The organism is Sphingobium fuliginis (assembly GCF_015074805.1).
Taxonomy (GTDB): Bacteria; Pseudomonadota; Alphaproteobacteria; order Sphingomonadales; family Sphingomonadaceae; genus Sphingobium; species Sphingobium fuliginis.
In genome coordinates this window covers 3,301,488-3,327,809 of record NZ_CP060035.1, presented here as the reverse complement: position 1 = coordinate 3,327,809, position 26,322 = coordinate 3,301,488, and the positions used below count along the sequence as shown (strand labels likewise).

At 63.6% G+C, this 26,322-nt stretch carries 21 protein-coding genes, 1 tRNA gene and 2 pseudogenes; 19 read left to right on the top strand and 5 right to left on the bottom strand.

The window, feature by feature from the left end; translation table 11 throughout:
• Positions 1–28: 28 nt before the first annotated feature.
• A complete protein-coding gene (locus tag H5V43_RS16080) occupies positions 29–562 on the top strand; it encodes a hypothetical protein (RefSeq protein ID WP_025551858.1) in 534 nt (177 codons plus the stop codon).
• Positions 563–781: 219 nt separating this feature from the next.
• The gene (locus H5V43_RS16075) at positions 782–1,306 is read left to right on the top strand and encodes a PilZ domain-containing protein (RefSeq protein ID WP_128830876.1); all 525 of its coding nucleotides are present in this window, start codon (positions 782–784) and stop codon (positions 1,304–1,306) included.
• A gap of 58 nt (positions 1,307–1,364) precedes the next feature.
• On the opposite strand, the pseudogene H5V43_RS23670 reads toward H5V43_RS16075, so the two are convergent.
• Positions 1,365–1,499 (bottom strand): annotated as a pseudogene (locus H5V43_RS23670) (LysR family transcriptional regulator); the annotation flags it as partial.
• 231 nt (positions 1,500–1,730) lie between these two features.
• Here H5V43_RS23670 and H5V43_RS23935 point away from each other — a divergent pair.
• From H5V43_RS23935 to H5V43_RS16055, 4 genes are all read left to right on the top strand, one after another.
• Complete coding sequence (locus H5V43_RS23935) at positions 1,731–2,129, top strand: GFA family protein (RefSeq protein WP_083198969.1); 399 nt, start codon at positions 1,731–1,733, stop codon at positions 2,127–2,129.
• Positions 2,130–2,434: 305 nt separating this feature from the next.
• Complete coding sequence (locus H5V43_RS16065) at positions 2,435–3,961, top strand: alpha-N-arabinofuranosidase (RefSeq protein ID WP_025551859.1); 1,527 nt, start codon at positions 2,435–2,437, stop codon at positions 3,959–3,961.
• Between the two features lie 624 nt (positions 3,962–4,585).
• On the top strand, positions 4,586–6,775 hold the full coding sequence (locus H5V43_RS16060) for a glycoside hydrolase family 127 protein (RefSeq protein WP_025551861.1): 2,190 nt from the start codon (positions 4,586–4,588) through the stop codon (positions 6,773–6,775).
• Positions 6,776–6,973: 198 nt separating this feature from the next.
• On the top strand, positions 6,974–8,359 hold the full coding sequence (locus H5V43_RS16055; RefSeq protein ID WP_025551743.1) for a glycoside hydrolase family 43 protein: 1,386 nt from the start codon (positions 6,974–6,976) through the stop codon (positions 8,357–8,359).
• Between the two features lie 390 nt (positions 8,360–8,749).
• Here H5V43_RS16055 and H5V43_RS16050 read toward each other — a convergent pair.
• Positions 8,750–8,840: transfer RNA gene (locus tag H5V43_RS16050), tRNA-Ser, on the bottom strand.
• Between the two features lie 52 nt (positions 8,841–8,892).
• Between H5V43_RS16050 and H5V43_RS16045 the strand changes: the two genes are divergently transcribed.
• Together H5V43_RS16045 and ald are read left to right on the top strand one after the other, a co-directional pair.
• Positions 8,893–9,822: a peptidylprolyl isomerase gene (locus H5V43_RS16045; RefSeq protein ID WP_099185192.1), complete on the top strand. Its 930-nt coding sequence runs from the start codon at positions 8,893–8,895 to the stop codon at positions 9,820–9,822.
• 91 nt (positions 9,823–9,913) lie between these two features.
• A complete protein-coding gene (gene ald / locus H5V43_RS16040) occupies positions 9,914–11,029 on the top strand; it encodes an alanine dehydrogenase (RefSeq protein ID WP_025551745.1) in 1,116 nt (371 codons plus the stop codon).
• A gap of 186 nt (positions 11,030–11,215) precedes the next feature.
• Here ald and H5V43_RS16035 read toward each other — a convergent pair whose 3' ends face one another.
• Both H5V43_RS16035 and H5V43_RS16030 read right to left on the bottom strand, forming a co-directional pair.
• Positions 11,216–13,753, bottom strand: a complete 2,538-nt coding sequence (locus H5V43_RS16035; RefSeq protein ID WP_025551747.1) for a penicillin-binding protein 1A — start codon at positions 13,751–13,753, stop codon at positions 11,216–11,218.
• 146 nt (positions 13,754–13,899) lie between these two features.
• Positions 13,900–14,898, bottom strand: coding sequence for an N-acetylmuramoyl-L-alanine amidase family protein (locus H5V43_RS16030; protein WP_025551749.1), 999 nt, complete (start codon positions 14,896–14,898; stop codon positions 13,900–13,902).
• A gap of 452 nt (positions 14,899–15,350) precedes the next feature.
• On the opposite strand from H5V43_RS16030, the gene H5V43_RS16025 reads away from it, so the two are divergent.
• The 9 genes and pseudogenes from H5V43_RS16025 to H5V43_RS15985 all read left to right on the top strand — a co-directional run bounded on the left by H5V43_RS16025 (position 15,351) and on the right by H5V43_RS15985 (position 24,664).
• The gene (locus H5V43_RS16025; protein ID WP_037484023.1) at positions 15,351–18,056 is read left to right on the top strand and encodes an Rne/Rng family ribonuclease; all 2,706 of its coding nucleotides are present in this window, start codon (positions 15,351–15,353) and stop codon (positions 18,054–18,056) included.
• A 460-nt stretch (positions 18,057–18,516) separates the two neighbouring features.
• Positions 18,517–19,869 carry a M48 family metalloprotease gene (locus H5V43_RS16020; RefSeq protein ID WP_025551797.1) on the top strand — a complete coding sequence of 451 codons (1,353 nt, stop codon included), beginning with the start codon at positions 18,517–18,519 and terminating at the stop codon, positions 19,867–19,869.
• Positions 19,866–20,636 (top strand): DsbA family protein, encoded by a 771-nt coding sequence (locus H5V43_RS16015; RefSeq protein ID WP_025551798.1) that lies wholly within the window; start codon positions 19,866–19,868, stop codon positions 20,634–20,636. Before H5V43_RS16020 ends, H5V43_RS16015 begins: the two co-directional genes overlap by 4 nt.
• Before the next feature lie 334 nt (positions 20,637–20,970).
• Positions 20,971–21,105, top strand: a complete 135-nt coding sequence (gene rpmH / locus H5V43_RS16010) for a 50S ribosomal protein L34 (protein ID WP_007683189.1) — start codon at positions 20,971–20,973, stop codon at positions 21,103–21,105.
• A gap of 32 nt (positions 21,106–21,137) precedes the next feature.
• A pseudogene (rnpA, locus tag H5V43_RS16005) lies at positions 21,138–21,512 on the top strand (ribonuclease P protein component); the annotation flags it as partial.
• Positions 21,513–21,622: 110 nt separating this feature from the next.
• Positions 21,623–21,835 carry a membrane protein insertion efficiency factor YidD gene (gene yidD, locus H5V43_RS16000; protein ID WP_025551802.1) on the top strand — a complete coding sequence of 71 codons (213 nt, stop codon included), beginning with the start codon at positions 21,623–21,625 and terminating at the stop codon, positions 21,833–21,835.
• Positions 21,836–21,869: 34 nt separating this feature from the next.
• Positions 21,870–23,573, top strand: a complete 1,704-nt coding sequence (gene yidC, locus H5V43_RS15995; RefSeq protein WP_044661518.1) for a membrane protein insertase YidC — start codon at positions 21,870–21,872, stop codon at positions 23,571–23,573.
• 10 nt (positions 23,574–23,583) lie between these two features.
• Positions 23,584–24,231 carry a ribosome biogenesis GTP-binding protein YihA/YsxC gene (gene yihA, locus H5V43_RS15990; protein WP_025551804.1) on the top strand — a complete coding sequence of 216 codons (648 nt, stop codon included), beginning with the start codon at positions 23,584–23,586 and terminating at the stop codon, positions 24,229–24,231.
• A gap of 10 nt (positions 24,232–24,241) precedes the next feature.
• Complete coding sequence (locus H5V43_RS15985; protein ID WP_025551806.1) at positions 24,242–24,664, top strand: GFA family protein; 423 nt, start codon at positions 24,242–24,244, stop codon at positions 24,662–24,664.
• A 35-nt stretch (positions 24,665–24,699) separates the two neighbouring features.
• Here the strand turns inward: H5V43_RS15985 and H5V43_RS15980 are convergent, their stop codons facing one another.
• On the bottom strand, positions 24,700–25,254 hold the full coding sequence (locus tag H5V43_RS15980; RefSeq protein WP_025551808.1) for a 2'-5' RNA ligase family protein: 555 nt from the start codon (positions 25,252–25,254) through the stop codon (positions 24,700–24,702).
• A 128-nt stretch (positions 25,255–25,382) separates the two neighbouring features.
• On the opposite strand from H5V43_RS15980, the gene H5V43_RS15975 reads away from it, so the two are divergent.
• Together H5V43_RS15975 and H5V43_RS15970 are read left to right on the top strand one after the other, a co-directional pair.
• Positions 25,383–25,817, top strand: coding sequence for a pyridoxamine 5'-phosphate oxidase family protein (locus tag H5V43_RS15975; RefSeq protein ID WP_373278268.1), 435 nt, complete (start codon positions 25,383–25,385; stop codon positions 25,815–25,817).
• Between the two features lie 47 nt (positions 25,818–25,864).
• Entirely contained in the window at positions 25,865–26,272 is a 408-nt protein-coding gene (locus H5V43_RS15970; RefSeq protein ID WP_025551812.1) for a DoxX family protein, read from the top strand.
• Positions 26,273–26,322: the final 50 nt, after the last annotated feature.

The following is a 26,322-nucleotide window of genomic DNA, read 5'->3' as shown; positions in this document are numbered from 1 at the left end:
ACTCCAGCATGGGGAAAGCAGCGAAGGCATGCACATCCCGGCCCGGGAACTGGAGAATATCGTGGTAGAGAAGCTCCCGACCCTGTGCAGGTATCCGTTGCAGTTCGCCATCAACATCGGCATGCTCATCGATGGCGCCAACCTGCCAGCATTCGTCGCCGGCATCGAGACGCTGGCCGGATCCGTGAGACGGCGGGACAGCGACACTCTCCGCAGCCTTCTGGCCAGAATTGAAGTAGGCCGCGACGGGATCACCATGGACTGCCGCTGCCGGGCTCTGGCGCCAGATGCTGGCAGCGGATACGGCACTGAAAGCCGGGTGGTCAGCTTCAGATGCGACGTACGCCTGACCAGATCGGGACGGGCACTGCGACTGGTCCATGATGGAGATGCACCGACTGCCGATCGCATGGACCTCTCGCTCGTGCGGCTGATCGTGAAAGCCCATCGCTGGTGGAAAATCCTGCGGGACGATCCCGTCGACATCAAAACGCTCTCGGCCCGCGAGAATGTCAGTACTTCATGGATGACCACCGCTTGTCTGCAGAGGATCATGTCTTGAGTAGGTGAAGGCCTTCTCATAACCATTCTCGAATGGCGAAAATCTCTCGCCGGACGGTTGCATCAAACGAGCATCACCGTGTCATCGCCCAGAACTGGTGGAGGGTGATGCACCGTGCCCTGACGCCATGCTCCCGGAAGCAAAGCTGTAATCGCTCCGTCTTAGCATTCTTTTCACCATGATAGTTTAGGAGCGACAGATCTGGGAGAGGGCTGTCGCGTGCTCAAGGCGTTACAGATTGGCTACAAACCTCGTGAGACACGTCACCCGGTGTTGATTCCGGCGAGGATGCGCTTGGGCGAATCCTGGGTCGAAGCGGTCATCCATAATCTGTCCTCGGGTGGCGCACTCGTGGCATCTGACGAAACCCCCGAGCGCGGCACTTATGTAGAGATACGGCGTGGGCGACTGACGATTATAGGGCGGGTCGTCTGGCGGAAAGATCGCTTTTTCGGGATTCAGGCGCAGGGCAGGCTCGACATCGCTGCCATAATCAATGAACCGCGCCTGGCTTCCCGTCCCCGATCTGCGAATGATCCCGAATCATCCTATGAACGCCGGGCTCAGCCAAGAGCGGACGCAGATGCGCGCATTGCGCGCCAATTGGAGAATAGCCGACGTTGGTCAGCGGCATTCCAATTTGGTGTGTTCGTAGTCCTTGCTCTCATTGCCGCAGGCTTTGCTGCCAACGAACTTTACCAGATCCTCTCGCGACCGTTTTCCGAACTGGAAAGTCACCTCTAATATTCCGCCTGTCAAACGGCCCTTTAGCTGCACGCTGCCCGAACCTACACCAGCAGGCTCAAGGCTGTGTGAGCCGTCCGGCGGCGAAGTCGCGCGCCAGCGCGATGAATGCCTGGAAGGCCGCGGAGGAATTCCGGCGATTGGAATAATAGAGACACAATGGCACGAGCGGTGGCGTCCAGTCTTCGAGAATGAATCTTGGCTCGTGACACGAACTGGAGCTCGCCCTACGCCTGCAACAGCAGGATTAGCCAAGACGGGCGATCGACCCAGCAAAAGCGGCCCTTACATGACATATGGCGCATGATTTTATCTGCCCGACAGCGGGCGAGGAACTCTCGCTCTTCTCCGCCGTCGATGGACGCAAGGTCGTCTTTCAACCGATCGGCCTGGGTCTTTCCCCGTGGCTGCGTGTTGTTCGCGCATGACAACAGCAACTATGGAACGTTCAGGTGGCTGCGCCTGTGGCGCATTGAGGTTCATAGCCCGAGGTGACGCGTCACGTGTGGGCCTTTGTCACTGCCTTGTTTGTCAGAGAGCGCATGGCGCACCCTATCTTGCCTTTGCCGTCTTTGCCCGCGCGGCCGTCGCTCTTTGCGGTCCATATGCGGCGTGGGAGAGCAGCCCCGGCTATTATCGGCTACATTGCCCTACATGCGGATCTCGGTTCGTGAACCTTGCCGGCGATGAGATCGAGCTTCCCGTCGCGAGCTTCGACGACGCTACGGGTCTCGTGCCGCAATATGAGAACTGGATCACCCGTCGGCTGCCGTGGGTCGCGCCTCTTCCCGTTCCTCAATTTGCACGCAATCGCGAGTCTTGAAGTTTAGCGGACATATATGAGCACAGCGAGGCGGATCACCTCGGGCGACGAGTTGAAGTATCGGAACGGGCTCTTGGGGCGGCTGCTCACGCCGTCTGTTTACCCGCTGCCACTTAGCTTTGACGGCGCCCTCCCCAGCGCTGAGTGAAGATATTCCTAGAAATAGTCGGAGTAATCTCTTACAGCGGCATGTCTGAATATTGGATAGGCGGCGGGAGGGTCGAAGGGTGCAGCTAAATCTCACGCTGGCGTTGGCGGTAGCCGCTGTTCCGGCGTCGGCTCTGGCGCAACCGGCATCTGTCGCCATGACGGTCGCCGCCGACGGTACGGGACCGACCATCGAGCGCGACATCTTCGGTCAGTTTGCCGAAAATCTGGGAACAGGCATCTATGGCGGCGTCTGGGTGGGCGAAGACTCGCCGATACCCAATGTGCGTGGCATTCGCAGCGATGTGGTTCAGGCGCTGAAGGAATTGAAGGTTCCGAGCGTTCGCTGGCCGGGCGGGTGCTTTGCCGACGAATATCATTGGCGCGATGGGGTCGGTCCTCGCGCCAAGCGGGCGGTGACGGTGAACGGCAGCTGGGGCAACGCGCTGGAGAAGAATGATTTCGGCACGGACGAATTTTTCGACTTCATCGACCAGATCGGGGCCGAAGCCTATATATCGGTCAACATGGGATCGGGCAGCGTCAAGGAAGCCGCCGACTGGCTCGCGTACATGACCGCTGATCGCGGCACGACGGCGGGGGCGGAACGGGCAGCCAATGGCCATCCCAAACCCTACCGAGTCAAATTTCTGGGTCTTGGGAACGAAAGCTGGAGTTGTGGCGGCGCGTACACGCCCGACTATTATGTCGATGAAATGAAGCGCTACGCTCGCTTCGCCCGTAACCTCAACCTCGAACAGCAGGGCACGGACAATCCTGCGGGCGGTTCGGTAGCCGGATCGGACCCGATGCAACGGATCGCGGTTGGGCCCGGCGGACTGGACACGGCCTATACCGAAGCCGTCATGAAGGCATGGAAGGCGCATGACTGGAGCTGGAGCATCGAAGGGCTGTCGATGCACAACTATACCTGGATCAGCTGGCCCCCGCCCTTTTCCAGCATCGACTTTGGCGAGCGCGAATATGCGATGCTCATCAAGGACACGCTGAAGATGGAGGAGATGATCCGCGTTCACTCAGCGGTGATGGACAAATACGATCCGGACAAGAAAGTCCCGCTGGTCATAGATGAGTGGGGCGTTTGGCTCGCGAAGCTGCCAGGCAGCAAGGATGGTTTCCTGCATCAGCAGAACTCCATCCGCGACGCCATCATCGCTTCGATCAACCTCAACATGTTCGTCCGCCATGCCGAACGGGTCCGCATGACCGCCATCGCCCAGATGGTGAACGTGCTTCAGGCGATGATCCTGACGGACGGGCCGAAGATGGTGCTGACGCCCACCTATCACTTGTTCAAAATGTATGTGCCGTTCCAGAACGCCACCCGCTTGCCGATTAGCTTCGACGCGGGAACATACAGGTTCGGCGAGGTAAGCGTGCCGCGCATCGATGCGATTGCGGCGCGCGGCGCCGACGGGAAGCTGTGGATCGCGCTCACCAACGTCGACCCGAACAATGCCGCCTCCATCGATGCGGCGGTGGCGGGCATCCGCGCGCGCAAGGCATCGGGTACCGTGCTGACCGCATCACGGGTCGATGCGGTCAACAGCTATGACAAGCCCGACATGGTCAAGCCGCAGCCAAGCGCCGCCAAGGTGATCGGCGGCCGGTTGAAAGTGACATTGCCGCCCAAGTCGGTAACCGTTCTGAGCGTTATGGAATGATGGTCAAAAGCCGACATCGAACGACCGCCCGCGCGAACCGGGACCGGATCGCGTGAAAGCTGTTGCCGCATTGGCCGCAGTTGCAGCGACCATCTTTCCCGTCGATTTGCCAGCTTTTCCGTCGATTTGCCCGCCGCCTCTCCCCCACCGCCTTCCGCCGCGTCGCCGGCGGCGAAGCAGCGCCTTATCGTGCTGAGCGACATTGAGACGGACCCCGACGATACCCAATCCTTCACTGTTATGGTTCACAAGCCAGCATCTCGCCGCACCAGGATTTGAATAAGGTAATGGCCGTGCTGCACCAGCATAAGCACGGGCTTGTATATGCGCAGCCACGATGGTGTGTGATCCGCCATATGCGGCAAATATCGCACCCGACGAACGGTCCATGTCGAACCGAGGTGGCGCCTGGACCTCGACATTTACTCCGATAAGATTCATAGTTTACTCCGACAAATTGGTTCGATAGGGTGCTCTTGGGCATCTGATTGGGAGATTTACATGAGCTGGACGCGTCGCAGTACGCTGGGGACTGGAATCGCGTTTGGGGCCCTGCCGCGATTCACATGGGCCGCGCCGGCTGCGACGTCGATCGCGACACCCTTTTCCCTGTCGCAGGTTAGGTTGAAGCCTTCGATCTTCCTGACGTCGGTCCGGGCGAACGCGCGCTATCTCCTGTCGCTCGACGCCGACCGGCTGCTGCATAATTTCCACGCCGGCGCCGGATTGCCGACCAGGGGTAAGGTCTATGGGGGGTGGGAATCGCGCGGGATCGCGGGCCATTCGCTGGGCCATTATATGAGCGCGGTGTCGCTGATCCACGCCCAGACGGGCGACCCGCAATTCCGCGACCGCGCCGCTTATATCGTCGGCCAACTCAAGGCGATCCAAGCCAGGCACGGGGACGGCTATGCTGGCGGCACCACGGTCGATCGCGACGGCAAGACCGTCGATGGCAAGGTCGTGTATGAGGAACTGCGCAGGGGCGAAATCCGCTCGACCGGGTTCAGCCTGAACGACGGATGGGTCCCCTTGTACACCTATCACAAGGTCATGGCAGGCGCGCTGGACGCGCATCAGCATGCGGGGATCAAGGACGGCTTGACCGTGGCGATCGGGCTGGGCGACTATCTGGGCAAAATCCTAGAGGGGTTGAGCGATACGCAGGTCCAAGACATCCTGCGCACCGAGCATGGCGGGCTGACCGAATCATATGCCGAACTCTACAAGCGCACCGGCAATCGCCGCTGGCTGACCCTGTCGGAACGGATGCGGCATCACGCGATCGTCGATCCGCTTCAGGCCGGGCGTGATGAACTCGCCGGCAAGCACGCCAATACCCAGATTCCGAAGATCATCGGCGAGGCGCGACTGCATGAACTGACGGGCAACGCGGACCGCGCGAAAGTCGCACAGTTCTTTTGGACCACGGTCACGCGCGACCACAGCTACGTCATCGGCGGCAACTCGGATCACGAGCATTTCGGCCTGCCGCGCCAGCTTGCCCAACGGCTCGACCAACAGACGTGCGAGGCGTGCAACAGCTACAACATGCTGCGCCTGACGCGGCATCTGTACAGTTGGAGTGGCGAGGCCAGCTATTTCGATTTCTACGAGCGCGCGCACCTCAACCATATCATGAGCCAGCAAGACCCGAAGACGGGCATGTTCACCTATTTCACCGCGCTGGCACCGGGAATGGGACGGGTGCATTCCAGCCCCACCGAGGATTTCTGGTGCTGTGTCGGCTCGGGTATGGAGAGCCATTCGAAGCATGGCGAAAGTATCTATTGGAAGCGCGGCGATGCGGTTGCGATCAACCTCTATTACGCCTCCACGCTGAACGCGCCCGAAGCGAAACTCGACATGGATACCGAATTTCCGCTGGGCAATATGGTGCGGATTGCGGTGACGAATGCGCCGAAAAGGCTCGCGCTGCGCGTGCCGGGCTGGTGCGCCGACCCGTTGTTGAAGGTGAACGGCAAGACTGCGGGCGTCCGGGATGGCGGCTATCTGATGCTGACCGGACTGAAGGCGGGGGACCGGATTGAACTGTCGCTGCCCATGCCGGTACGGGTCGAATCGATGCCCGATGATGCCAAGCTGGTGGCGTTCGTCAGCGGGCCGCTCGTCCTGGCTGGTGATATGGGGCCTGGCAAGGGAGCTTGGGACGGCCTCGACCCCGCCATCGTTACCGACCGCGCCGAACCGGTGCTGGTGGCGGCTGCCGGACTGCATCACTATCGCCTGGGCGAACAGGGCAAGCCGAGCGACCTGACGCTACGCCCCTTTTTTGCGCAGCATGAGAACCGCACCGCCGTCTATTTCCGACGCTTCGACGTGGCGGAATGGCCGACCCAGGAAGCCGCGTGGACCCAAGCCTCGAAAGACCGGGCGGACTTGGCCGCGCGCACGATCGACGTGATCCGGCTGGGGGAGCAACAGCCGGAGGTGGATCACGCCTTTGCGGACAGCGGTCAGTCGGCGCCCGTTTCCCACGTCGCCGACCGCAGCCGGAACGTGAATGTCGGGTTCTTCGAATTTGACCTGGCCGTCGCGCCCGGCCCGCTCGCGCTTCAGGTCGCTTATGGCGGCGGGCAGCGCGACAAGGATTTTCGGATCATGATCGATAGCGAGCAACTGGTGCGCGAACGCTTGCCGGGGGAGAGTACTAGCGCCCGCAACGTGCAGACCTATGCGCTGCCGACGAAAATGACGCAGGGTAAGTCGAAGATTCGCGTCCGCTTCGAATCGGACAAGTGGCAGGGCGTCGAGGTCTATACGGCCCGCACCATGCGGCTCAAATCGGTCTAGAGCAGATTCCGATCCGATTGCATCGGCTCGACTGCTCTAAGTTTTTGTTTTGTCGCGTTTTCCGAGTCAGCAGATGATTCCATCTGCTTGGAAAACGCTCTAGCTCGAAATGCGACATATGCTCGAGCGTACGACACAGCAGAGTTCAAGAGGCAGAACTCGCGTCGACTATCCAGTTTGAAAATCGAAGGGATTTCAATGAACGGAATTGGTATCGGGGCGGCGACTGCAATTCTGTGTGCCCTGGCTGTGCCCTCGCTGGCTCGCGCGCAGAATCCCATCGTCCAGACGCGTTTCACGGCCGACCCTGCCCCCCTTGTGCATGATGGCGTGGTCTATCTCTACACCAGTCATGATGAGGATGACGCAACCGGTTTCAAGATGCTCGACTGGCAGCTCTACAGCTCGACGGACATGGTGAACTGGACCGATCGGGGAACCGTCGCCTCCTTGAAGACTTTTCCGTGGGCGGTGCAGAGCAACGACGCCTGGGCCCCGCAAGTCATCGCCAGAGACGGAAAATTCTACCTCTACGCTCCGATCAGTATCGCGGGGCGGCCCAAGAATGTCATTGCAGTGGCGGTCGCCGACAAGCCCGAGGGGCCTTTCGTCGATGTGTTGGGCAAGCCTTTGATCGCTCCGGCCAATGACAATATCGATCCGACCGTTTGGATCGACGACGACGGTCAAGCCTATCTCTACTGGGGCAATCCTGACCTGTATTACGTCAAGCTCAACAAGGACATGATTTCCTATTCAGGTCAGATCACCAAGGTCGATCGGATCCTGGATTATCAGGAAGGACCTTGGTTCTATAAGCGGAAAAACCACTACTACATGGCCTTCGCTTCCACCTGCTGCTCGGAAGGGATTGGCTATGCAATGAGCGACAAGCCGACGGGCCCATGGACCTATAAAGGTCCGATCATGGCTCACGACGCGCGCGCGACCGGCAACCATCCTGGCATCATCGACTACAAGGGCGGATCGTACCTGTTCGGCTTTAACTATGAACTGAACTTCGCGATGACGCCGATGCATCACGAGCGGCGCTCGGTGGCGGTCGCCAAATTCAATTACAATCCAGACGGCACGATCCCCAACTTGCACTGGTGGGACAGAACCAGCGCACCTCAACTTGAGGCGCTGAATCCTTACAAGCGCGTTGAAGCAGAGACGATAGCCTGGACTTCGCGTCTCAAGCGCGATCAGGACCGGCCATATGATTGGGCCCCGGGCGTAACGACGGCGGGGGATGCGAAATCCGGTATCTTCGTGACCACGACCAAGAATCGCAGCTACATCAAGGTCGCTGGTGTGGATTTTGGTTCCGCTGGCGCCAGACAGTTCATTGCCACCGTCGCCAACGGCCTGCCGGGTTCGATGATAGAGCTGCGTTTGGACCGTACTGATGGGCCAGTGGTCGGCACTCTGCCGATCGGCGAAACCGGCGCGCCTGGCGTTTGGCAGGAGCGCCAGACAAGCATAGCAGGTGCAATCGGCACCCATGATTTGTACCTGCTTTTCAAGGGCAGCGGCGACAGGTCGCTATTCGACTTCGATCACTGGCGGTTTGTCCAATAACGACAGGGGACGGCCAGACATTTGAGCTGGCCGTCTCTTCCCGTGAGCGAGAGACACACCCCAGTCATTTGCTTCAACCATGGGATCAAACACATAGTCAGGCCGCGGACGTCAGACGAAATAGTATGGCGCCGTGCGAGGCTATGTCAGCCTCCAGCCGGTTGGCCATGAGGCCCAGGTCGGCCTTCACCTCATTGGCCGTCAATTTCCCCATGCTTCACCTCGCCGGGACACATTCCACCACACCCCCTGAAATCCACCACACTTTCCACCACATTTTATCGTGGCTGTGGGTGAATAGTAGCGGACATGACGGCCTCTGAAGGCCAGATTTTCCGTAGAAAACCATGCCTTTCGGCGGTTGACTATGAACACTGGCGAATGGGTAAATGGCGGAGCGGGAGGGATTCGAACCCTCGATACGCTTTTGACGTATACTCACTTTCCAGGCGAGCGCCTTCGACCACTCGGCCACCGCTCCGCATTGCACTGGAGGCGGCTCCCTATCGTGCGTCGGCGCGCTAGGCAAGGGGATGCTTTACTTTCCTTTCCCTCCCATGCTTGATTGCAGCATGCAAATCCGTTCCCTCGCTTTCCTGGCCGCGCTTTTCCTGCCTTCCCCGGCGCTTGCCGCCGATGCGCCAGCCACCCCGTCCGCCATCGTCGCACAGGCGCCCGCCAGCGCATGGCAGGCCATCGCGGCCGATACGCTGCTGGTCATGACGGTCGAGGGCGACAAGCGCGTCGTCATCCAGCTCGCGCCCGATTTCGCGCCCGCCCACGTCGCCAATATCCGCGCACTCGCCCGCGCGGGCTGGTGGGATGGCGAAAGCGTCTACCGCGTGCAGGACAATTATGTCGCCCAATGGGGCGATGTGACCGAGAAGAAAGCCCTGCCCTCCGGCGTCGCCACGGACATCAGGGCGGATTATGCCCGCCCCCTCGCAGCCCTCAAGACGCCCGTGACACCCTTGCCCTATCCGGACGCCTATGCCCCGCGCACCGGCTTCATCAACGGCTGGCCGGTCGCGATGGACGAGGCGTCGGCCTGGCTGCCCCATTGCTATGCCATGGTCGGCGTGGCGCGGAACCTTTCCCCGGACACGGGAACCGGCGCCGAGCTTTACGCCGTGATCGGCCAGGCCCCGCGCCAGCTCGACCGCAATATCGCGGTCGTCGGCCGGGTGATCGAAGGCGTGGACCTGCTCGCCAGCCTGCCGCGCGGCTCCGGCGATCTCGGCTTCTATGCCGCGGGGGAGAAGCGCCTGCCGATCCTCTCCGTCCGTCTCGCCAGCGACCTGCCGGAATCGCAGCGGCCACGCTATCAGGTGATGGACGTCGGCTCGCGGAGCTTTGCCGATTACCTTCGCCTGCGGGCGAACCGGAAGGACGATTTCTACGAGCGGCCCGCAGGCGGCGTCGACCTCTGCAACGCGCCGGTGCCGGTGCGGGAGGCGCCCTGAACGCTCCATTCCGCCGCAACGGGCAAATTGCCGGAACGATGCCTATCTGACGGACATTACAGCTTCGCCGGCAAGGATGGAGAAGATGGTCATGATCGTAGGCACCGTCAGGGAGATCAAGAATCACGAATATCGCGTCGGCCTGACGCCGGAGAGCGTGCATGAGCTGACCGCCCACGGCCACCGCGTGCTGGTGGAAAGCGGCGCGGGGGAGGGGATCGGCGCGCATGACGGCCTCTACGCCCGCGCGGGTGCGGAGATCGTCGACGATCCGGCCGGCATCTTCGCGACGGCGGAGATGATCGTGAAGGTCAAGGAACCCCAGCCGGAGGAGCGCGCCCTGCTGCGCCCCGGCCAGATCCTTTACACCTATCTTCACCTGGCGCCCGATCCCGACCAGGCGCGGGAGTTGATGGCGTCGGGGGCGATCGGCATCGCCTATGAAACCGTGACGGACGCTCATGGCGGGCTGCCGCTGCTGAAGCCCATGAGCCAGGTTGCCGGACGCATGGCGATCCAGGCCGGCGCGACCGCGCTGGAAAAGGCGCATGGCGGGCGAGGCGTGCTGCTGGGCGGCGTGCCCGGCGTGTTGCCCGCGAAGGTGGCTGTGATCGGCGGCGGCGTGGTCGGCTTCAACGCGGCGCAGATGGCGGCGGGTCTGGGCGCGGACGTCACCATCCTCGACCGCAGCCCGGAAGTGCTGGAGCGGCTGGGCATTCATTTCGAGGCGCGGGCGAAGACGCGCTTTTCCAACCGCGCCAATCTGGCCGAATGCGTGGCGGAGGCGGACCTGGTGATCGGCGCCGTGCTGATCCCCGGCGCCGCCGCGCCCAAGCTGGTGTCGGCGGACATGCTGAAGACCATGAAGAAGGGCGCGGTGCTGGTGGACGTGGCGATCGACCAGGGCGGCTGCTTCGAGACCAGCCACCCCACCACCCATGACGACCCCACCTATATCGTCGAGGGCATCGTTCATTATTGCGTCGCCAACATGCCCGGCGCCGTGGCGCGGACCAGCACCTATGCGCTCAACAACGTGACCCTGCCCCATGCGCTGCGAATCGCCGACCTGGGATGGAACGAAGCGCTGCGGGCGGACCCGCATCTGCTCGCCGGGCTGAACGTGTGGAACGGGCAGATCACCTATCGGGCCGTGGCGGAGGCGCTGGGACTGCCCTACATCCCGGCGGAACAGGCGATCGGATAGGGGCTGAGGCGGCGCTCTGTTCGACAGTGGCTGCATTAAGCACAAAGCGCTCCTGCGAAGGCACTCATGAGAGCCCGGTTCAGGCGATGCGGCGTTCCACTGACGGCAGGACTCGGCTCCTGCCCTGGCGGCAGCATGTCGTGGTCAAAGGAAAGGGAGGGAGGCGACCACCCCCCCCCTGCCCTGTCAGTAAATCCCGCCCTGGTCCTGCAGGAAGTCGCTGTCGGTGCGCTGGCGGCGCTGGACAGTCGCTTCGATGCGGGCGGCGGCCTTGTCCTGGGCGGCGACCTCTTCCTTGCGGATCGAGCGGCGGGGTTCGGATTCGGGCTTGAACGCTTCCCAGATCACGGCGGGCTTGGGTTCGTCGGTCGGCCAGACGCCATAGACGCGCTTGCCCGAGCGGCGGTCGATCGTGACCATGCGGATGCCGGCCGGCGCGATGAAGGGCGTTTTGGGCATGGTTTCGAGGACCGGCGTCATCGCCGCCTTCCAGATCGGGGCGGCGACGCGGCCGCCCTGCGCCCAGCCGCCCAGGCTGCGCGGCTGGTCATAGCCGATATAGACGCCCGCGACGATGTCCGGCGATCCGCCGACGAACCAGACATTGGTCGGGCCGTTGGTGGTGCCGGTCTTGCCGAACAGCGGGCGCTTGAGGTCCGCCAGCACGGTGGCGGTGCCGCGCTGGATCACGCCTTCGGCGATGTGCACGACCTGATAGGCGGTCATGGGATTCATCACCTGCCGCCCTTCGAAGCCGAAGCGGGGCATGGGCTTGCCATCCCAATTGGCCATGTTGCAGCCGTCGCAGGCGCGCCAGCGCAGCGGCCAGATCACCTTGCCGCGCCGGTCCTGCACATAGTCCATCAGCTTGGGGCTGAGCTGCCGTCCCTGATTGGCGAGCATGGCATAGGCGTTCACCATCCGCTCCACCGTGGTTTCGCCCGCGCCCAGCGCGAAGGAGAGATAGGGCTGGTAGTCCCCGATCCCCATCGCCTTGATGGTGCGCACGACACGGTCCATGCCGGTCTGGCTGGCGGCGCGCACGGTCATCAGGTTGCGCGACTGTTCGACGCCCCAGCGCATGGTCTGCGGCCCGGCGCTGCCCCCGGTGAAGTTGCGGAAGCATTTCTGGCCGAGGCCCGCGCCCTGATAGACGCAGAGCGGCCCATCGACGATGATCGAGGCCGGGGTCATGCCATTGTCCAGCGCGGCGGCATAGACGAAGGGCTTGATAGTCGATCCCGGCTGGCGCATCGCCTGCGTGGCTCGGTTGTAGGAGGAGAGACGGTTGTCGAAGCCGCCCTGCATGGCGCGGACGCGGCCCGAATGGGTTTCCTCCACCACCATGCCGCCGGAGACTTCGGGCACGTTGCGCAGCGCCCAGCTTGATCCGTTGCGCGCCACCACGATCAGGTCGCCGGGCTTCATCGCGGCGAAGGCCGGGCCGCCCGTCTTGCGATAGGGCAGTTGCGCAGCGCCCGCGGGCAGCGTGCCGGTCGATCCATCGGAAAAGCCGATCTGCGCCGCGGAGGAATCCCGGCTGACGATCACGGCGACGCGCCATCCGGCATAGTCCACGTCGATATAGCTCGCCGCCAGCTCGCGCTTCCAGCCGCGATCCATGTCGATCCTGGCGACCGGCCCGGACCATCCCTTGCCCGCGTCGAAGCGCAACAGCCCGTTGCGCAACGCCGTCGTCGCCAGATCCTGTATCTTCGGATCATAGGGGCTGCGGACCCAAAGGCCGCCAGCATAGACGCTGTTGGGGCCATCCTCCGCCTTCTCCCCGAAAAGCTGAATCAGGCGGCGGCGCACCTCCTCCATATAATAGCCGCCGGCGCGGGCGTCGAAGCTGGAGCCGTGCGCGGCCACGGTGCCGAGCGGCTGGGCCTGCGCCTCGTTCCGCTGCGCCTCCGTGATCCAGCCATTTTTGTACATTTCGCCCAGCGCCCAGTCGCGGCGTTCGAGTGCGCGTTCGTGGCCGGTCGGGCTTTCCGGGCGATAATTGGCGGGCCCCTTGGGCAGGATCGCCAGATAGGCCATCTCATGCAGCTTGAGGTCGGCCACATCCTTGTCGAAATAGGCGCGCGCCGCCGCCTGCACGCCATAGGCGTTGCGGCCGAGGAATATCTGGTTGAGGTAGAGTTCCAGTATCTGCTGCTTCGAAAGCACCCCCTCCATGCGATAGGCGAGGATCATTTCCTTCACCTTGCGGGTGGGGGAATATTCGTCGCCGATCAGCAGGTTCTTCGCCACCTGCTGGGTGATGGTGGAGCCGCCGCGGGCGCGCTGGCCCGACCCGATCTTGGTCGCATAATCGAAAACCGCGCCGATGAAGCCGGGGATGTCGACGCCATGATGCTCGAAGAAGGTCTTGTCCTCCGCCGAAAGATAGGCGCGGATGAGGAGCGGCGGATAGTCGCTATACTGGAGCTGCACGCGCCGTTCGCGGGCATAGCTGTGGACCGGCTGTCCGTTGGTGTCGCGCACGATGGTCGGCAGGGGCGGTTCATATTCCAGCAGCGTCGCCGCATCGGGCAGCCCGCGCGCGAAGACCAGCCAGAACAGCGCATAGGCGAGGAGGAGACCGCCGAAACCGATCGCGATCCAGCGGAACCAGCGCTTGTCCCAATGGGGCCGGAGGCGTTCCCCAAAGCCGCTCGCGCCGCGGCGCAGGCGCTGAGCAAAGGACGATGCGGCGTATTTGGGGCGTGCCTCTTCCATGATGGTCGAGGCTGTAAGGTCAAAATGGGGGAAGCGCCAGAGTGGAATGCCCATGTGAGGCCGGACTGCGTTGGCGGCCCGGTCCTGATTGCCCAAGCGTCTTGCCGAACCTGTTTCAGCATGACGGCAAGACGGCAAGGACGGGCCTAACCGCCGTTGCCAACCGCCAGCCTGCGGGCGAAATGCACTTCGATCGCGCGGGCGACGCCTTTGGCGATGTTGGCCTGGCCTGCCTTCGACGCCAGGAAAGCCGCGTCGACGCTGTTGGAGAGATAGCCGGCCTCGAACAGCACCGACGGCGTGTCGGGCGCCTTCAGCACCATCAGCGAGGCGAAGCGGTGCGCCGTGCCGCGAAACGGGACATAGGGCGCCGCCTCGCGCTGGAGCAACCGGGCGAAGGCCACCGAAAGGTTCATCGATTCCCGCTGCGTCAGGTCGATGAGGATCGAAGAGACATCGCTGGGCTGGCCACCCAGATTGACGCCGTTCAACACATCCGCCTTGTTTTCACGCGCCGCCAGCCGGGCCGCTTCGCGGTCGGATGCGGTTTCGGACAAGGTGTAGACGGTCGCGCCGCGCGCCTGGTCGTCGTCGGCCGAATCGGCGTGGATGGAGATGAACAGGTCCGCATTGAGCTGGCGCGCGATGCCGTAGCGCTCCTGCAGCACCAGGAACCGGTCGTCATTGCGGGTCAGCGCGACGCGGACGCGGCCCGAGCGCGCCAGTTGGTCGCGGATCGCCAGCGCGATGGCGAGCGTCACGTCCTTCTCGCGCTCGCCATTGTCGCGGTTCACGGCGCCTGGGTCATGGCCCCCATGGCCGGCATCGATCACGACCAGCGGGCGGGATGCGTCGCGCGTTCCCTCCACCGGGGGCAAGGAAACGCCACGCGCCACCGGCGGGATGGGAACGGTGATGCTGTGCAGGCGCTTCGCCGGACGGGGCGCCATATGCGCGGGCGCGTCGAAGCGCATGCTCGCCCGGTCGCCATGGAGCGGGTCGGCGGAAGTGGGGACGGCCGAAAGGATCATGCTTGCGAGCGCAAGACTTTGGAGCATGCGCCGCTTGTGCACCGCGCGGCCCGTCGCCGTCCAGCGCAATTTCGCGCGCGCAGGCGAACGACAACCGAATGATGCGTCAAGCATTGCCGAACGGCAGGCTTAACACCATCTTCAGATAAGGGGCGATAAACCGCCTGGCGCCATTCGGGTCAAAGTGGCGCGACGCGAAACAATATTTCCAGGAGCCGTTGCTCCTTGCCATTTTGACTGCTACCCATTCACATTCCTTGGAGACGCGCCTTTTCGGGCGACGTTCTTTCGGGGATATTCACGATGGCACCGGCGGGCGACAACGCCCGGAACCGATGCACGAACAGGTTGACGCTGCATGAGGCATGATTTCCAATCCACGCTGAACCCGATCCCGGGCGATGCGGCGTGGTTGGTGGTGTCCGGCACATGGTCCGGCCCTGCCCCGGCAGCAGACACGCAATTTTCCATGCCAAACCGGGCGATGCAGCAACTCGCGCCGCCCCCTTACTATCGCGCGGCAGCCCGGCCCAGTGCCGTCGGCCGCCAGCGCCGGAGAACAATAAATGACAATGCGTATGCTGATCGATGCGCGCCACCGGGAAGAAACCCGGGTCGCGGTCGTCAAAGGTAACCGGATCGAGGAGTTCGACTTCGAATCGGCCGAGCACAAGCAGCTCAAGGGCAATATCTACCTCGCCAAGGTCACTCGCGTAGAACCGTCGTTGCAGGCGGCCTTCGTCGATTATGGCGGCAATCGGCACGGTTTCCTGGCTTTCAGCGAAATCCACCCCGACTATTATCAGATCCCCCGCGAGGACCGCGAAGCGCTGCTGCGCGAGGAACGCGCCCATGCGGAGGAAGAGGCCGCGCTGCGCGCCGAGGTCGAGGATGACGAGGATGTCGCCGCCGACGGCGGGCTGGAAGTTGTCGAGGCCACCCATCATCATGACGATGAGGATCATGGCGAGGAAACGGCCGAGAACGGCAATGGCGGCGATAACGGCAGGGGCCGCGGCCGCCGCGGCAAGGGCGACGATGCCGCCGACGAACTGCGCCGCAAGCGCATGGCGCTGCGCCGCCGCTACAAGATCCAGGACGTCATCAAGCGCCGCCAGGTGCTGCTGGTGCAGGTCGTCAAGGAGGAGCGCGGCAACAAGGGCGCGGCGCTGACCACTTACCTGTCGCTTGCCGGCCGTTATTGCGTGCTGATGCCCAACACCAGCCATGGCGGCGGCATTTCGCGCAAGATCAGCAACGCCGCCGACCGCAAGCGGCTGAAGTCGATCATCGCGGAGATGAACCTGCCCTCCACCATGGGCTGCATCGTCCGCACCGCGGGCCTCCAGCGCACCAAGCCGGAGATCAAGCGCGACTTCGACTATCTGGCGCGCCTGTGGGACGAAATCCGCGAGAAAACGCTGAAGTCGGACGCGCCCGCGCTGATCCACAATGACAGCGACCTCATCAAGCGGGCGATCCGCGACATCTACAACAAGGATATTGAAGAGGTCATCGTCGAAGGCGAATATGGCTATAAGGCGGCCAAGGACTTCATGAAGCTGCTGATGCCCAGCCATGCGCGCCGGGTGAAGCAATATGCCGACGCCGTGTCGCTGTTCCAGCGGGCCAGCGTCGAGGACCAGCTCGCGGCGATGTACAATCCTGTCGTGCAGCTCAAGTCCGGCGGCTATCTGGTCATCAATCCGACCGAGGCGCTGGTTTCGATCGACATCAACTCCGGCCGGTCGACCCGCGAGCATGGCATCGAGCAGACCGCTGTCGCCACCAATCTGGAAGCGGCGCGGGAGATTGCGCGCCAGCTGCGCCTGCGCGACATGGCGGGCCTGGTCGTCATCGACTTCATCGACATGGAGATGAACTCCAACATCCGCAAGGTCGAGAAGGCGATGAAGGAGGCGCTGAAGGACGATCGCGCCCGCATCCAGGTCGGCCGGATCTCCGGCTTCGGCCTCATGGAAATGAGCCGCCAGCGGCTGCGCACCGGCGTGCTGGAAGCATCGACCCGCCAGTGCCCGCATTGCGAAGGCACGGGGCTGGTCCGCACCGCTTCGTCGGCGGGCCTCAGCGCGCTGCGCATGCTGGAAGAGGAGGCGGCGCGTGGTCGCGGCAGCCTGATCACGCTGCGGGCGAGCCAGGAAGCGGCCTTCTACGTGCTCAACAACAAGCGCCGGGAGCTGGACGAGATCGAGCAGCGCTATGGCGTGCGCATCGCGATCCTGCCCGATGGCGAGGTCGAAGGCGCGCGTATGTCGGTCGAGGCCAGCGGGCCGCGTCCGGAGCGGGTGGTCGACTATACGCCGATCGCGGAAGAGGATGACGATCTCGACGTCATCGAGGAACTGGACGAGGAAGAGATCGAGGAAGTCGACGCCGCGCAGGAGGAACGCGCCGAGCGGGGCGAGGATCGCGGCGATGATCGGGAAGGAGGCGGCCGTCGCCGTCGCCGCCGTCGTCGCCGTCGCGGCGGTCAGCGCGACGAGCATCGCGCCGAGTCGGAGACCCAAGGCGAGGCTGGCGAGGACGCCGACAGCGCCGAAGAGGAAGCCGAGATCGAGGGCGAGACCGAGGCTGTTCCGGCCGAAGCCGCTGCCGAAGCGGAGGGCGAAGGCCGTCGCCGTGGCCGTCGGGGCCGCCGGGGCGGACGCCGCCGCCGCGAAGCGGGCGAGGAAGCGGTGAGCGAAGGCTCGGTTGCAAGCGAGGAAGCGGTCGAAGCCGTCGAGGCCGAAGTCGTTCAGGAACCTGTGGCGGAAGCAACGCCCGAAGCCCCTGCCGAGGAAGAAGCGCCCAAGACCCGCCGCCGCCCCCGTGCACGCAAGGCGAAGGAAAGCGCCGCGCCTGCCGCCGAAGCGGTGGAAGCCGTTGAGGTCGAAGCTCCCGTGGAAACGCCCGTCGAAGCCGTGCCGGAAGCCGCCGCCGCCGAAGAGGCGCCGGCCAAGCCCAAGCGCACGCGCCGCAAAAAGGCCGATCCGGTAGCGGAGGAAGCACCTGCTGCCGACGCTGCACCGGAAGCGGCCGCCGCCGAAGAGGCGCCGGCCAAGCCCAAGCGCACGCGTCGCAAGAAGGCCGATCCGGTGGTCGAGGAAGCCGTTGCCGCCGAGACCGCGCCATCCGTTGAAACGCCCGTCGAGGCCGTTCCATCCGATGAGGCTGCGGAGACGGTCATCGTGAACGGAGAAGCCGAAGCGGCAGACGAAGGTGACGATGGCGCGCCGCGCCGCGGCTGGTGGCAGCGCACCTTCGGCCAGTAAGCCGACAGGCGATGGAAAGACGCCGCTGTCTTGCCGCTTCGGGCGGCCGGACGGCGGCGTTTTCATTTTCGGAAGGCTGAAGTCCCCGGTGGGATTTTGCAGCTATTTCAGGACCTTCCTTATCCGTGGAGGGAGAAGGATGGGAAGCTTTGGCGACGAAGGAGCCGGGGCTGATCTGGATGAGAGGGGAGCGGGCCTGCGGCCCACGCGATCCTTTGGGTCGCACCCCCCTCACCCAGCTACGACTAGGCAGCAAGCTGCCAAGTCTGCGCAGCCCTCTCCCTCCAGGAAGAGGGATAAGCGGGTGTCCGCTTCCCGTCCAAAGCCCCTATTGGACCTGCCGCTTTATGGGCTACATAACGCCTTTCAGTTGCCGTTCATCCCCTAGACGGCATTGACAGTCAGCGATGGAGCCTCTTCCCCTGCCCCGCACCGCCCCTGCACGCCGAACCTTCCTCGCATGACCGCGCGCTGGCTTCGTTTCGCGGCCATTGCCGTCGCATCGCTCGCCCTCTTGTCGCGCCCAGCCGCGGCGCAGCAGATCCTGCGGGACGCGGAGACAGAGGCGTTCATGGCCGACATGTCCGCACCGCTGGTCCAGGCGGCCGGCATGGAGCCGCGCAATGTCCAGGTGCTGGTCATCAACGATCCCAATATCAACGCCTTCGTGGCGGGCGGCCAATATGTCTGGGTGCATAGCGGGCTGATCGCGGCCGCCGACAATGTAAACCAGGTGCAGGGCGTGGTCGCGCATGAACTCGGCCATATCGAGGGCGGCCATGTCATCCGTTACGGGGAAGGGATGAAGGAGGCGACCGGCATCACCCTGCTCAGCCTGGTGCTGGGCGCGGCGGCGATCGCGGCGGGCGGCGCGGAAGCGGGCATGGGCATATTGGGCATGGGGCAGCAGGCGGCGATGGGCAAGTTCCTGGCCTTTTCGCGGGCGCAGGAAAGCTCCGCCGACCTTGCCGGCGCGCGCTATCTCAGCAAGGCGGGGGTTTCGGGCAAGGGCAGCCTGGAATTCTTCAAGAAGCTGCAGAACCAGGAATATCGCCTCGCCATTCCGCAGGACGACAGTTACGGCCGCACCCACCCCCTTTCAGGCGAGCGCATCAATGTGCTGCGGGAAGTCTATACGGTCGATCCCGCCTGGGACAAGCCGATAGACCCGAAGCTGGAGGCGCGGTTCGAACGGATCAAGGCAAAGCTTGTCGGCTTCGTGTCGGAACCGAACCAAACCCTGCTCAAATATCCCGAAAGCGACCAGTCGCTGCCGGCGCATTATGCCCGCGCCTATGCCTGGCACAAGAGCGCCTATCCGGACAAGGCTCTGGCGGAGGTCGACGCCCTGCTGGCCGCCGCGCCGCACGATCCCTATTTTCTGGAACTGAAGGGGCAGGTGCTGCTGGAAAGCGGCAAGCCCGCCGACGCCATCCCGCCGCTGCGGGAGGCCGTGCAGCTCACCAACCAGCCGCTGATCGCCACGCTGCTGGGCCATGCGTTGATCGCGACGGAAAATGACGCGAATTTCGCGGAGGCGGAAAAGGTGCTGCGCAACGCCATTGCACGGGACCGGGAAAATCCCTTCGCCTGGTACCAGTTGGGCGTGGTCTATGAACATCGCGGCGACCTACCCCGCGCCGCGCTGGCGACGGCGGAACGCTATTCGATGATGGGCGAGGATCAGATGGCGCTGCGCAGCGCCGACGCCGCAATGCAGGGATTGAAGCCAGGCACGGTTGACTATCTGCGCGCGCAGGATATCGCCATGGTTTCCCGCGCAGCCGTCGAGCAGAAGCGAAAGAAACGATGACAGATCAAAGGCGGCCCAGCTTTCGCGCAGCGCTTTCCAACAGGACCATCATGATGACCCTTGGCGTTTTCGCCTTCATCGCCGCCACCGCGACGGGCGCGGCGCTCGGCACCCAGAGCACGGGCCGCGTCGACGCCGGGGACAAGGCCGCCATCGAGCAGATCGTGCACGACTATATCCTGGAACATCCCGAGATCATCCCGCAAGCCGTCGAGAAGCTGCAGGCGAAGCGGATGTCGGGCATGATCGACGCCAGTCGCAAGACGATCGAGACCCCCTATGCCGGCGCGTGGGAAGGGGCCGCCAATGGCGATGTGACCGTGGTCGAATTTTTCGACTATGCCTGCGGCTATTGCCGGGCGTCGCTGCCCGATCTCGCCAGGCTGGTGGGTGAGGACAAGAGGGTGAAGGTCGTCTATCGCGAACTGCCGATCCTGTCCGACGAGAGCATCGATGCCGCGAAGGTGTCGCTGCTGGCGGCGGAGAAGAACCAGTATATGCCCTTCCACCGGGCGCTCTATGCAGCGGGCAAGGTAACGCATGAGACGATCCTCGCGGCGGCGGCGAAGGTCGGGATCGACGCGAAGGCGGCGCAGGCGGCGATCGCGGGGGGCAAATATGATGCGGAGATCCAGTCCAATATCGGGCTGGCGCAGAAACTGCAGGCAAGCGGCACGCCGACCTTCGTCATCGGGGGTCAGGTGCTGAACGGGGCCGTGGGCTATGACGCCCTGAAGGCCGCGGTGGCGTCGGCGCGGGGGAAGTAAGCGGCGGCTTCCGCGCGGTTTGCTGACCTTCCGCTTTCCTTGAAGTGCATCCCTTAAAGCGCACCCCATGAAGCGCACCGTGCTCCTGTGAAGCACTTGAATGAGACAGGCGGCTCATGAGAGCCAGGTTCCCACGGTATGATGATCCACGGACGGCAGCGCTTGACCGGAATCCGACATCGCGCTCAACCGTCCTCGAAACCATCACGACCTTCTCCTCCGCCATTGACTCGCCTCTCCCTTTTGCCTATCGGACGCCCCCTGACATGCGGCCGCCCGCCCGGCGGCCCTTTTTTGTCACGCCCGATTCTTTTAGTTTTTTGAGGAATGAACGATGAAGCGCACCTATCAGCCGAGCAATCTGGTTCGGAAGCGCCGTCACGGTTTCCGCGCTCGCATGGCGACCCCCGGCGGCCGCAACGTGCTGCGCGCTCGTCGTGCACGCGGCCGCAAGAGCCTGAGCGCCTGAACGACGCGCCGCTTGAGCGCGCGCCTGCGGTCATGACCCGGCGCGCTGATTTTCTGGCGGCGAATCGCGGGCGGCGCACGCCCATGCCAGGCTTTGTCCTGCTGGTGCGCGAACGCGGCGACGGCGATCCGGCGATGCGGTACGGCATCACGGTCACGAAAAAGATTGGCGGCGCTGTCATCCGCAACCGGATGAAGCGCCGCTTTCGCGTTCTGGCGCGGGATCTGTTGCCCGCGCATGGCATAGCCGGAGCGGATCATGTGCTGATCGGGCGCGCCGAGGGTATCGAGCGCGACTTCGGCCTGCTTCGCCGGGAGCTGGAAAAGGCGCTGGGCAAGGTGATGAGCCGGCCTGTTGATGAGGCGCCGCGCAGGAAGGGGCGGCCTTCCCCTCCGAAAGACACGGCGCCCCTGCGCAGGCAGGAACCCGGATTCGAGGTGGCGACGGAAGGCAGCGGCGGAACGGGCTTCCCGCCTTCGCAAGAACATGGCAGGGGCAGACATGGCAGGGACAGGCCGTGATCGCCCGCCTTTTCATCCTGATCGCGCGCTTCTGGCAGCTTGGGCCTTCGCGCATTTTGCCTCCTTCCTGCCGCTATGCGCCCTCCTGTTCCGAATATGCGATTCAGGCGATCGGCAAATATGGTGCGGTGAAGGGTAGCTGGCTGGCCACGAAGCGGCTAATGCGATGCCACCCATGGGGCGGTTCGGGTTACGATCCGGTCCCCTGATACGAATTTTCGAGATACGGCGGAGCCGACAAGCGTGGACGACAAGAAGAATATCATCCTGGCGGTGCTGCTGACCGCGGCGATCCTGTTCGGCTGGCCCTATGTCGCCAAATATTTCTTCCCCGCCGCCAATCCGCCGGCCACGAAGATCGAGGGCGGCAAGACCACGCCGCTCACCCCGTCCGGCGCCGCCCCCGCGGCGGAAGGGTCCGCTGCGGTCCGCGACCTGGCGCTGGCGCTGAAGGACAGCCCGCGCGTGCCCATCCGCACGCCCAAGATCACCGGATCGATCAACCTGAAGGGCGCGCGCATCGACGACATCGTGCTGCCGACCTACAAGGAAACGATCGCCAAGGCGTCGCCGGCCATTCGCCTCTACAGCCCCAGCGGCACCCGGCACGCCTATTTCGCCGGCTTCGGCTGGCAGGGCGAAGGGGTGAAGACCCCGGACGGCAGCACGCTGTGGACGGCGTCGGCCAAGGAACTGACCCCGTCCAGCCCGGTCACGCTGACCTGGAACAATGGCGCGGGCCAGACCTTCGAGATCCGCTATTCCATCGACGAAAATTACATGATCACCGCGCAGCAGAAGGTGTCGAACAGCGGCGCCGGCGCGGTGGGCGTCAAGAGCTACGGCTATGTCAGCCGGGCGACTCCCTCGGCCGATCCCGACACCTGGACGATCCATGTCGGCCCGATGGGGGTGTTCAACGGCGCGGCCAATTATGACGTGAACTACAAGGATCTGGAAAAGGGTCCGGCGACGCAGAGCTTCCAGTCGACCGGCGGCTGGATCGGCTTCACCGACAAATATTGGCTCTCCGCCCTGATTCCCGACCAGAAGGCCGCCTTCACCGGCCAGATGCGTAAAGGTGCCGGCACGCAGTTCCAGACCGACGTGTCGCTGGCCCCCATCATGGTCGCGCCGGGCAAAGCAGTGACGCAGACCAACCGGCTGTTCGTCGGCGCCAAGGAGGTGAAGACGCTGGAAGCCTATCAGGACGCCGGCGTTCCGCTGTTCGACCGGGCGATCGACTGGGGCTGGTTCTACTGGTTCGAAAAGCCGATCTTCGCCCTGCTCCACTGGCTGTTCGAGCATATCGGCAATTTCGGCGTGGCGATCATCTGCCTGACCTTCGTGGTGCGCGGCCTGATGTTCCCCGTCGCCCAGCGCCAGTTCGCCAGCATGGCGGCGATGCGCGCGGTGCAGCCCAAGATGAAGGCGCTGCAGGAGAAATATAAGGACGACAAGCCCAAGCTCCAGCAGGAGATGATGGAGCTCTACAAGCGCGAGAAGGTGAATCCGCTCGCGGGCTGCCTGCCGATCTTCATCCAGATCCCGATCTTCTTCGCGCTGTACAAGGTGTTGCAGCTCACCATCGAAATGCGCCACCAGCCCTTCGTGCTGTGGATCAAGGATCTGAGCGCGCCCGATCCGCTGCACATCGTCAACCTGTTCGGCCTGTTGCCCTTCACCCCGCCCGCCTTCCTGGGGATCGGCGTGCTGGCGCTGCTGCTGGGCATCAGCATGTACTTCCAGTTCAAGCTGAACCCGGCGCAGATGGACCCGATGCAGCAGCAGGTGTTCGCGATCATGCCGTGGATGATGATGTTCATCATGGCGCCCTTCGCGGCGGGCCTGCTGGTCTACTGGATCACCAACAACTGCCTGTCGATGTTGCAGCAATGGTGGCTCTACAAGCGCCACCCGCAACTCAGCGCCGCGACCGCGAAATAAGGCCGGGGCGTTGACCGAACAGGAACAGGCTGAATTGATCGAGGAAGCGCGCAAGGTCTTTGCCGGCCCCATCGCCTTCCTCAAATCCGCGCCCGACCTCAAATTCCTGCCCGACATGGCGGTGAACGAGGTGGCATTTGCGGGCCGGTCCAATGTCGGCAAATCATCGTTGCTGAATGCGCTGACGAACCGCAACGGCCTTGCCCGCACGTCCAATACGCCGGGACGGACGCAGGAGCTGAATTTCTTCGACGTGGGCGATCCGTTGCGCTTCCGGCTGGTCGACATGCCGGGCTATGGCTACGCCCGCGCGCCCAAGGACATGGTGCGCAAATGGCGGTTCCTGGTGAACGACTATCTGCGCGGGCGGGCGAAGCTGAAGCGCACGCTGGTGCTGATCGACAGCCGCCACGGCATCAAGGATGTCGATACCGACATCCTCGACATGCTGGACGCTGCGGCGGTCAGCTATCGCATCGTCCTGACCAAGGCGGACAAGGTGAAGGCCAGCCATCTTGCGGAGGTCCACGAGGCCGTGGCCGAGGCGATCCGCAAACGGCCCGCCGCGCATCCGGACATCATCGCGACGTCGAGCGAAAAGGGCATGGGACTTCCAGAATTGCGCGCCGCCGTGCTGGAAAGCGTGACCCAAGGGTGAGGCCCGGCCAATGGTGAGGATCACCTGCCTCTGCGGTCGGATCGGCCTGACGATCGAGAAACGCCCGGCGTTCATCAATGCATGCAACTGCACGCTGTGCAGCAAAACGGGCGCGCACTGGGCCTATCTCGACCCCCGCGAAGTGCGTGTCGAGGGCGCCACGCAAAGCTATTGCCGGGAGGACAAGGACGATCCGGCAGCGGAGGTCCAGTTTTGCGGTCGATGCGGATCGACCACCCATTTCACCCTATCCGCCAGCGCGGTATCCCGGTTCGGAAACGGCATGATGGGCGTCAACATGCGCCTGGCCGACGAACGCGATCTGGCGGGAATCGAACTGCGCTATCCTGACGGGCGGTCCTGGTCGGGCACGGGCGACTTCGGCTATGTGCGGGCGCCCCGGATCATCGGCCAGGACGCAAGTTCCGGCTGATCCCCGGCAGGCTTTCCTCGCGGGAGCCGAAGCGGTTAGAAAAGGCTGTACTGCCCACTTCCTTTCAGAGTCCAGGTGGCCAGGGTCTCATGATGCGTGCGCCCGACATGGCTGCATATCAGCATGAACCGGTCGACATGCCAGCCAAAGCCATCGACCCGACGCTGTTCCGGCAGGCCGTCGCGGTAGAACAGCGTCTGGTGCGGGCTGAAGCTCCAGCCGGGACGCAGCATCACCCCCGCGCCTTTCATGCCCGCCGCGATCTGCTTCTGAAGCGTGCCGAGCAACGGCACGCTATGGGACGGACGCAGGGCGGCGGACCGGTTGCCGATGCTGAGCCGGTCCAGCCGCAGGTCGAACGGTTCCGCCATCACGCCTGTCCCGGCGCGCATCAGCGCCTTGATCACCGCATAGGGATATTCGACATAATCGCAGGTGATCGCCAGCGTCACATGCTGGTGATCCACGGCGATGCGCCGGGCGCCGCCGGCGATGGCCTCCGCGAAATGATCCGTCTGGCGGGCGATCAGCAATGTGGGCTTCAGGGCGAAGAACAGGCGGAAGAGGGTCTTGCCGGGCTGGTTTTCCATGACATTTCGCTCCATGCGAATCGGTCGATCATGTTCATGATATGTTCTTTTCTTTCCCAAGGCGAATCCGGTGGAGCCGCCCCTGATTTCATGCGTTTGCGCGATAGGGGACAAGGAGAGTGACGATGATGCAATTGACGCTCGACAGTCTGGCGGAGAAGATGAAGGACATCGATTTCGCGATGCTGTCGACCCATGCCGACGGCGGCCAGATCGGCGCAAGGCCGATGAGCAACAACCAGGATGTCGCCTATGGCGGCGACAGCTTTTATTTCACCACTGAAGACACGCTGATGGTGAAGGACATCGAACGCGATCCGCGCGTCGGCCTGTCCTTTCAGGGGCGTACCGGGTTGCTCAAGCAGAACCCGCTGTTCATCGCCGTGGAGGGCCGCGCCGACCTGATCCGCGATCGCGATGCGTTCCGCGCGCATTGGAACAGCCAGTTGCAGGACTGGTTCGAGGAAGGGCCGGACACGCCCGGCCTTGTCATGATAAAGGTCCATGCGCAGCGCGCCCATGTCTGGGACGGCGAGAATGAGGCTGAACTGGAGCTTGGATGATTCGCGACGGCGCGAGGCCGCACGGCAGAGGGAGACGGGTCGCGCAAATGGTCCTGGCCTTGGCTTTTGGCCTGGCCGGAACCCTGCACCTGACCCGGCCCGGCGGCTTCGTCGCGATCACGCCTGACTGGGTTCCCGCACCCCATATGACGATCGCGCTGACCGGCGTGGCCGAGATCGCCGGCGCCATCGGCCTGATGCTGACGCCGCTGCGCAGGGCGGCAGGCATGGCTCTCGCGCTCTACGCCCTGTGCGTGTGGCCAGCCAATTTCCACCATGCCCTGAACGACATTCCGTTTGGCGGCGTGCATCTGAGCTGGTGGTATCACGGGCCGCGCCTGGCTGCGCAGCCGGTGATCATATGGTGGGCGCTCTGGGCAGGCGGAGCAACGGACTGGCCGTTCAAACGGCAGCGGGCACGCAGTCTGGTTTCCGGACAAGATGATTGTCTTTGAAGATTGCGGCTCTACTGTGCGCACTTTCCAACGAACAAGCGATCAGAGAG

Coding starts and splice junctions, on each gene's coding strand:
- H5V43_RS16030 (WP_025551749.1), bottom strand. CDS start 14,898: ATGCTTGACGCATCATTCGGTTGTCGTTCGCCTGCGCGCGCGAAATTG.
- ald (WP_025551745.1), top strand. CDS start 9,914: ATGATCGTAGGCACCGTCAGGGAGATCAAGAATCACGAATATCGCGTC.
- H5V43_RS15970 (WP_025551812.1), top strand. CDS start 25,865: ATGGTCCTGGCCTTGGCTTTTGGCCTGGCCGGAACCCTGCACCTGACC.
- H5V43_RS15975 (WP_373278268.1), top strand. CDS start 25,383: ATGCAATTGACGCTCGACAGTCTGGCGGAGAAGATGAAGGACATCGAT.
- H5V43_RS16035 (WP_025551747.1), bottom strand. CDS start 13,753: ATGGAAGAGGCACGCCCCAAATACGCCGCATCGTCCTTTGCTCAGCGC.
- H5V43_RS16045 (WP_099185192.1), top strand. CDS start 8,893: ATGCTTTACTTTCCTTTCCCTCCCATGCTTGATTGCAGCATGCAAATC.
- H5V43_RS23935 (WP_083198969.1), top strand. CDS start 1,731: ATGACAACAGCAACTATGGAACGTTCAGGTGGCTGCGCCTGTGGCGCA.
- H5V43_RS16025 (WP_037484023.1), top strand. CDS start 15,351: ATGACAATGCGTATGCTGATCGATGCGCGCCACCGGGAAGAAACCCGG.
- H5V43_RS16020 (WP_025551797.1), top strand. CDS start 18,517: ATGACCGCGCGCTGGCTTCGTTTCGCGGCCATTGCCGTCGCATCGCTC.
- H5V43_RS16080 (WP_025551858.1), top strand. CDS start 29: ATGCACATCCCGGCCCGGGAACTGGAGAATATCGTGGTAGAGAAGCTC.
- H5V43_RS15985 (WP_025551806.1), top strand. CDS start 24,242: ATGGTGAGGATCACCTGCCTCTGCGGTCGGATCGGCCTGACGATCGAG.
- H5V43_RS16055 (WP_025551743.1), top strand. CDS start 6,974: ATGAACGGAATTGGTATCGGGGCGGCGACTGCAATTCTGTGTGCCCTG.
- rpmH (WP_007683189.1), top strand. CDS start 20,971: ATGAAGCGCACCTATCAGCCGAGCAATCTGGTTCGGAAGCGCCGTCAC.
- H5V43_RS16065 (WP_025551859.1), top strand. CDS start 2,435: ATGACGGTCGCCGCCGACGGTACGGGACCGACCATCGAGCGCGACATC.
- H5V43_RS15980 (WP_025551808.1), bottom strand. CDS start 25,254: ATGGAAAACCAGCCCGGCAAGACCCTCTTCCGCCTGTTCTTCGCCCTG.
- H5V43_RS16015 (WP_025551798.1), top strand. CDS start 19,866: ATGACAGATCAAAGGCGGCCCAGCTTTCGCGCAGCGCTTTCCAACAGG.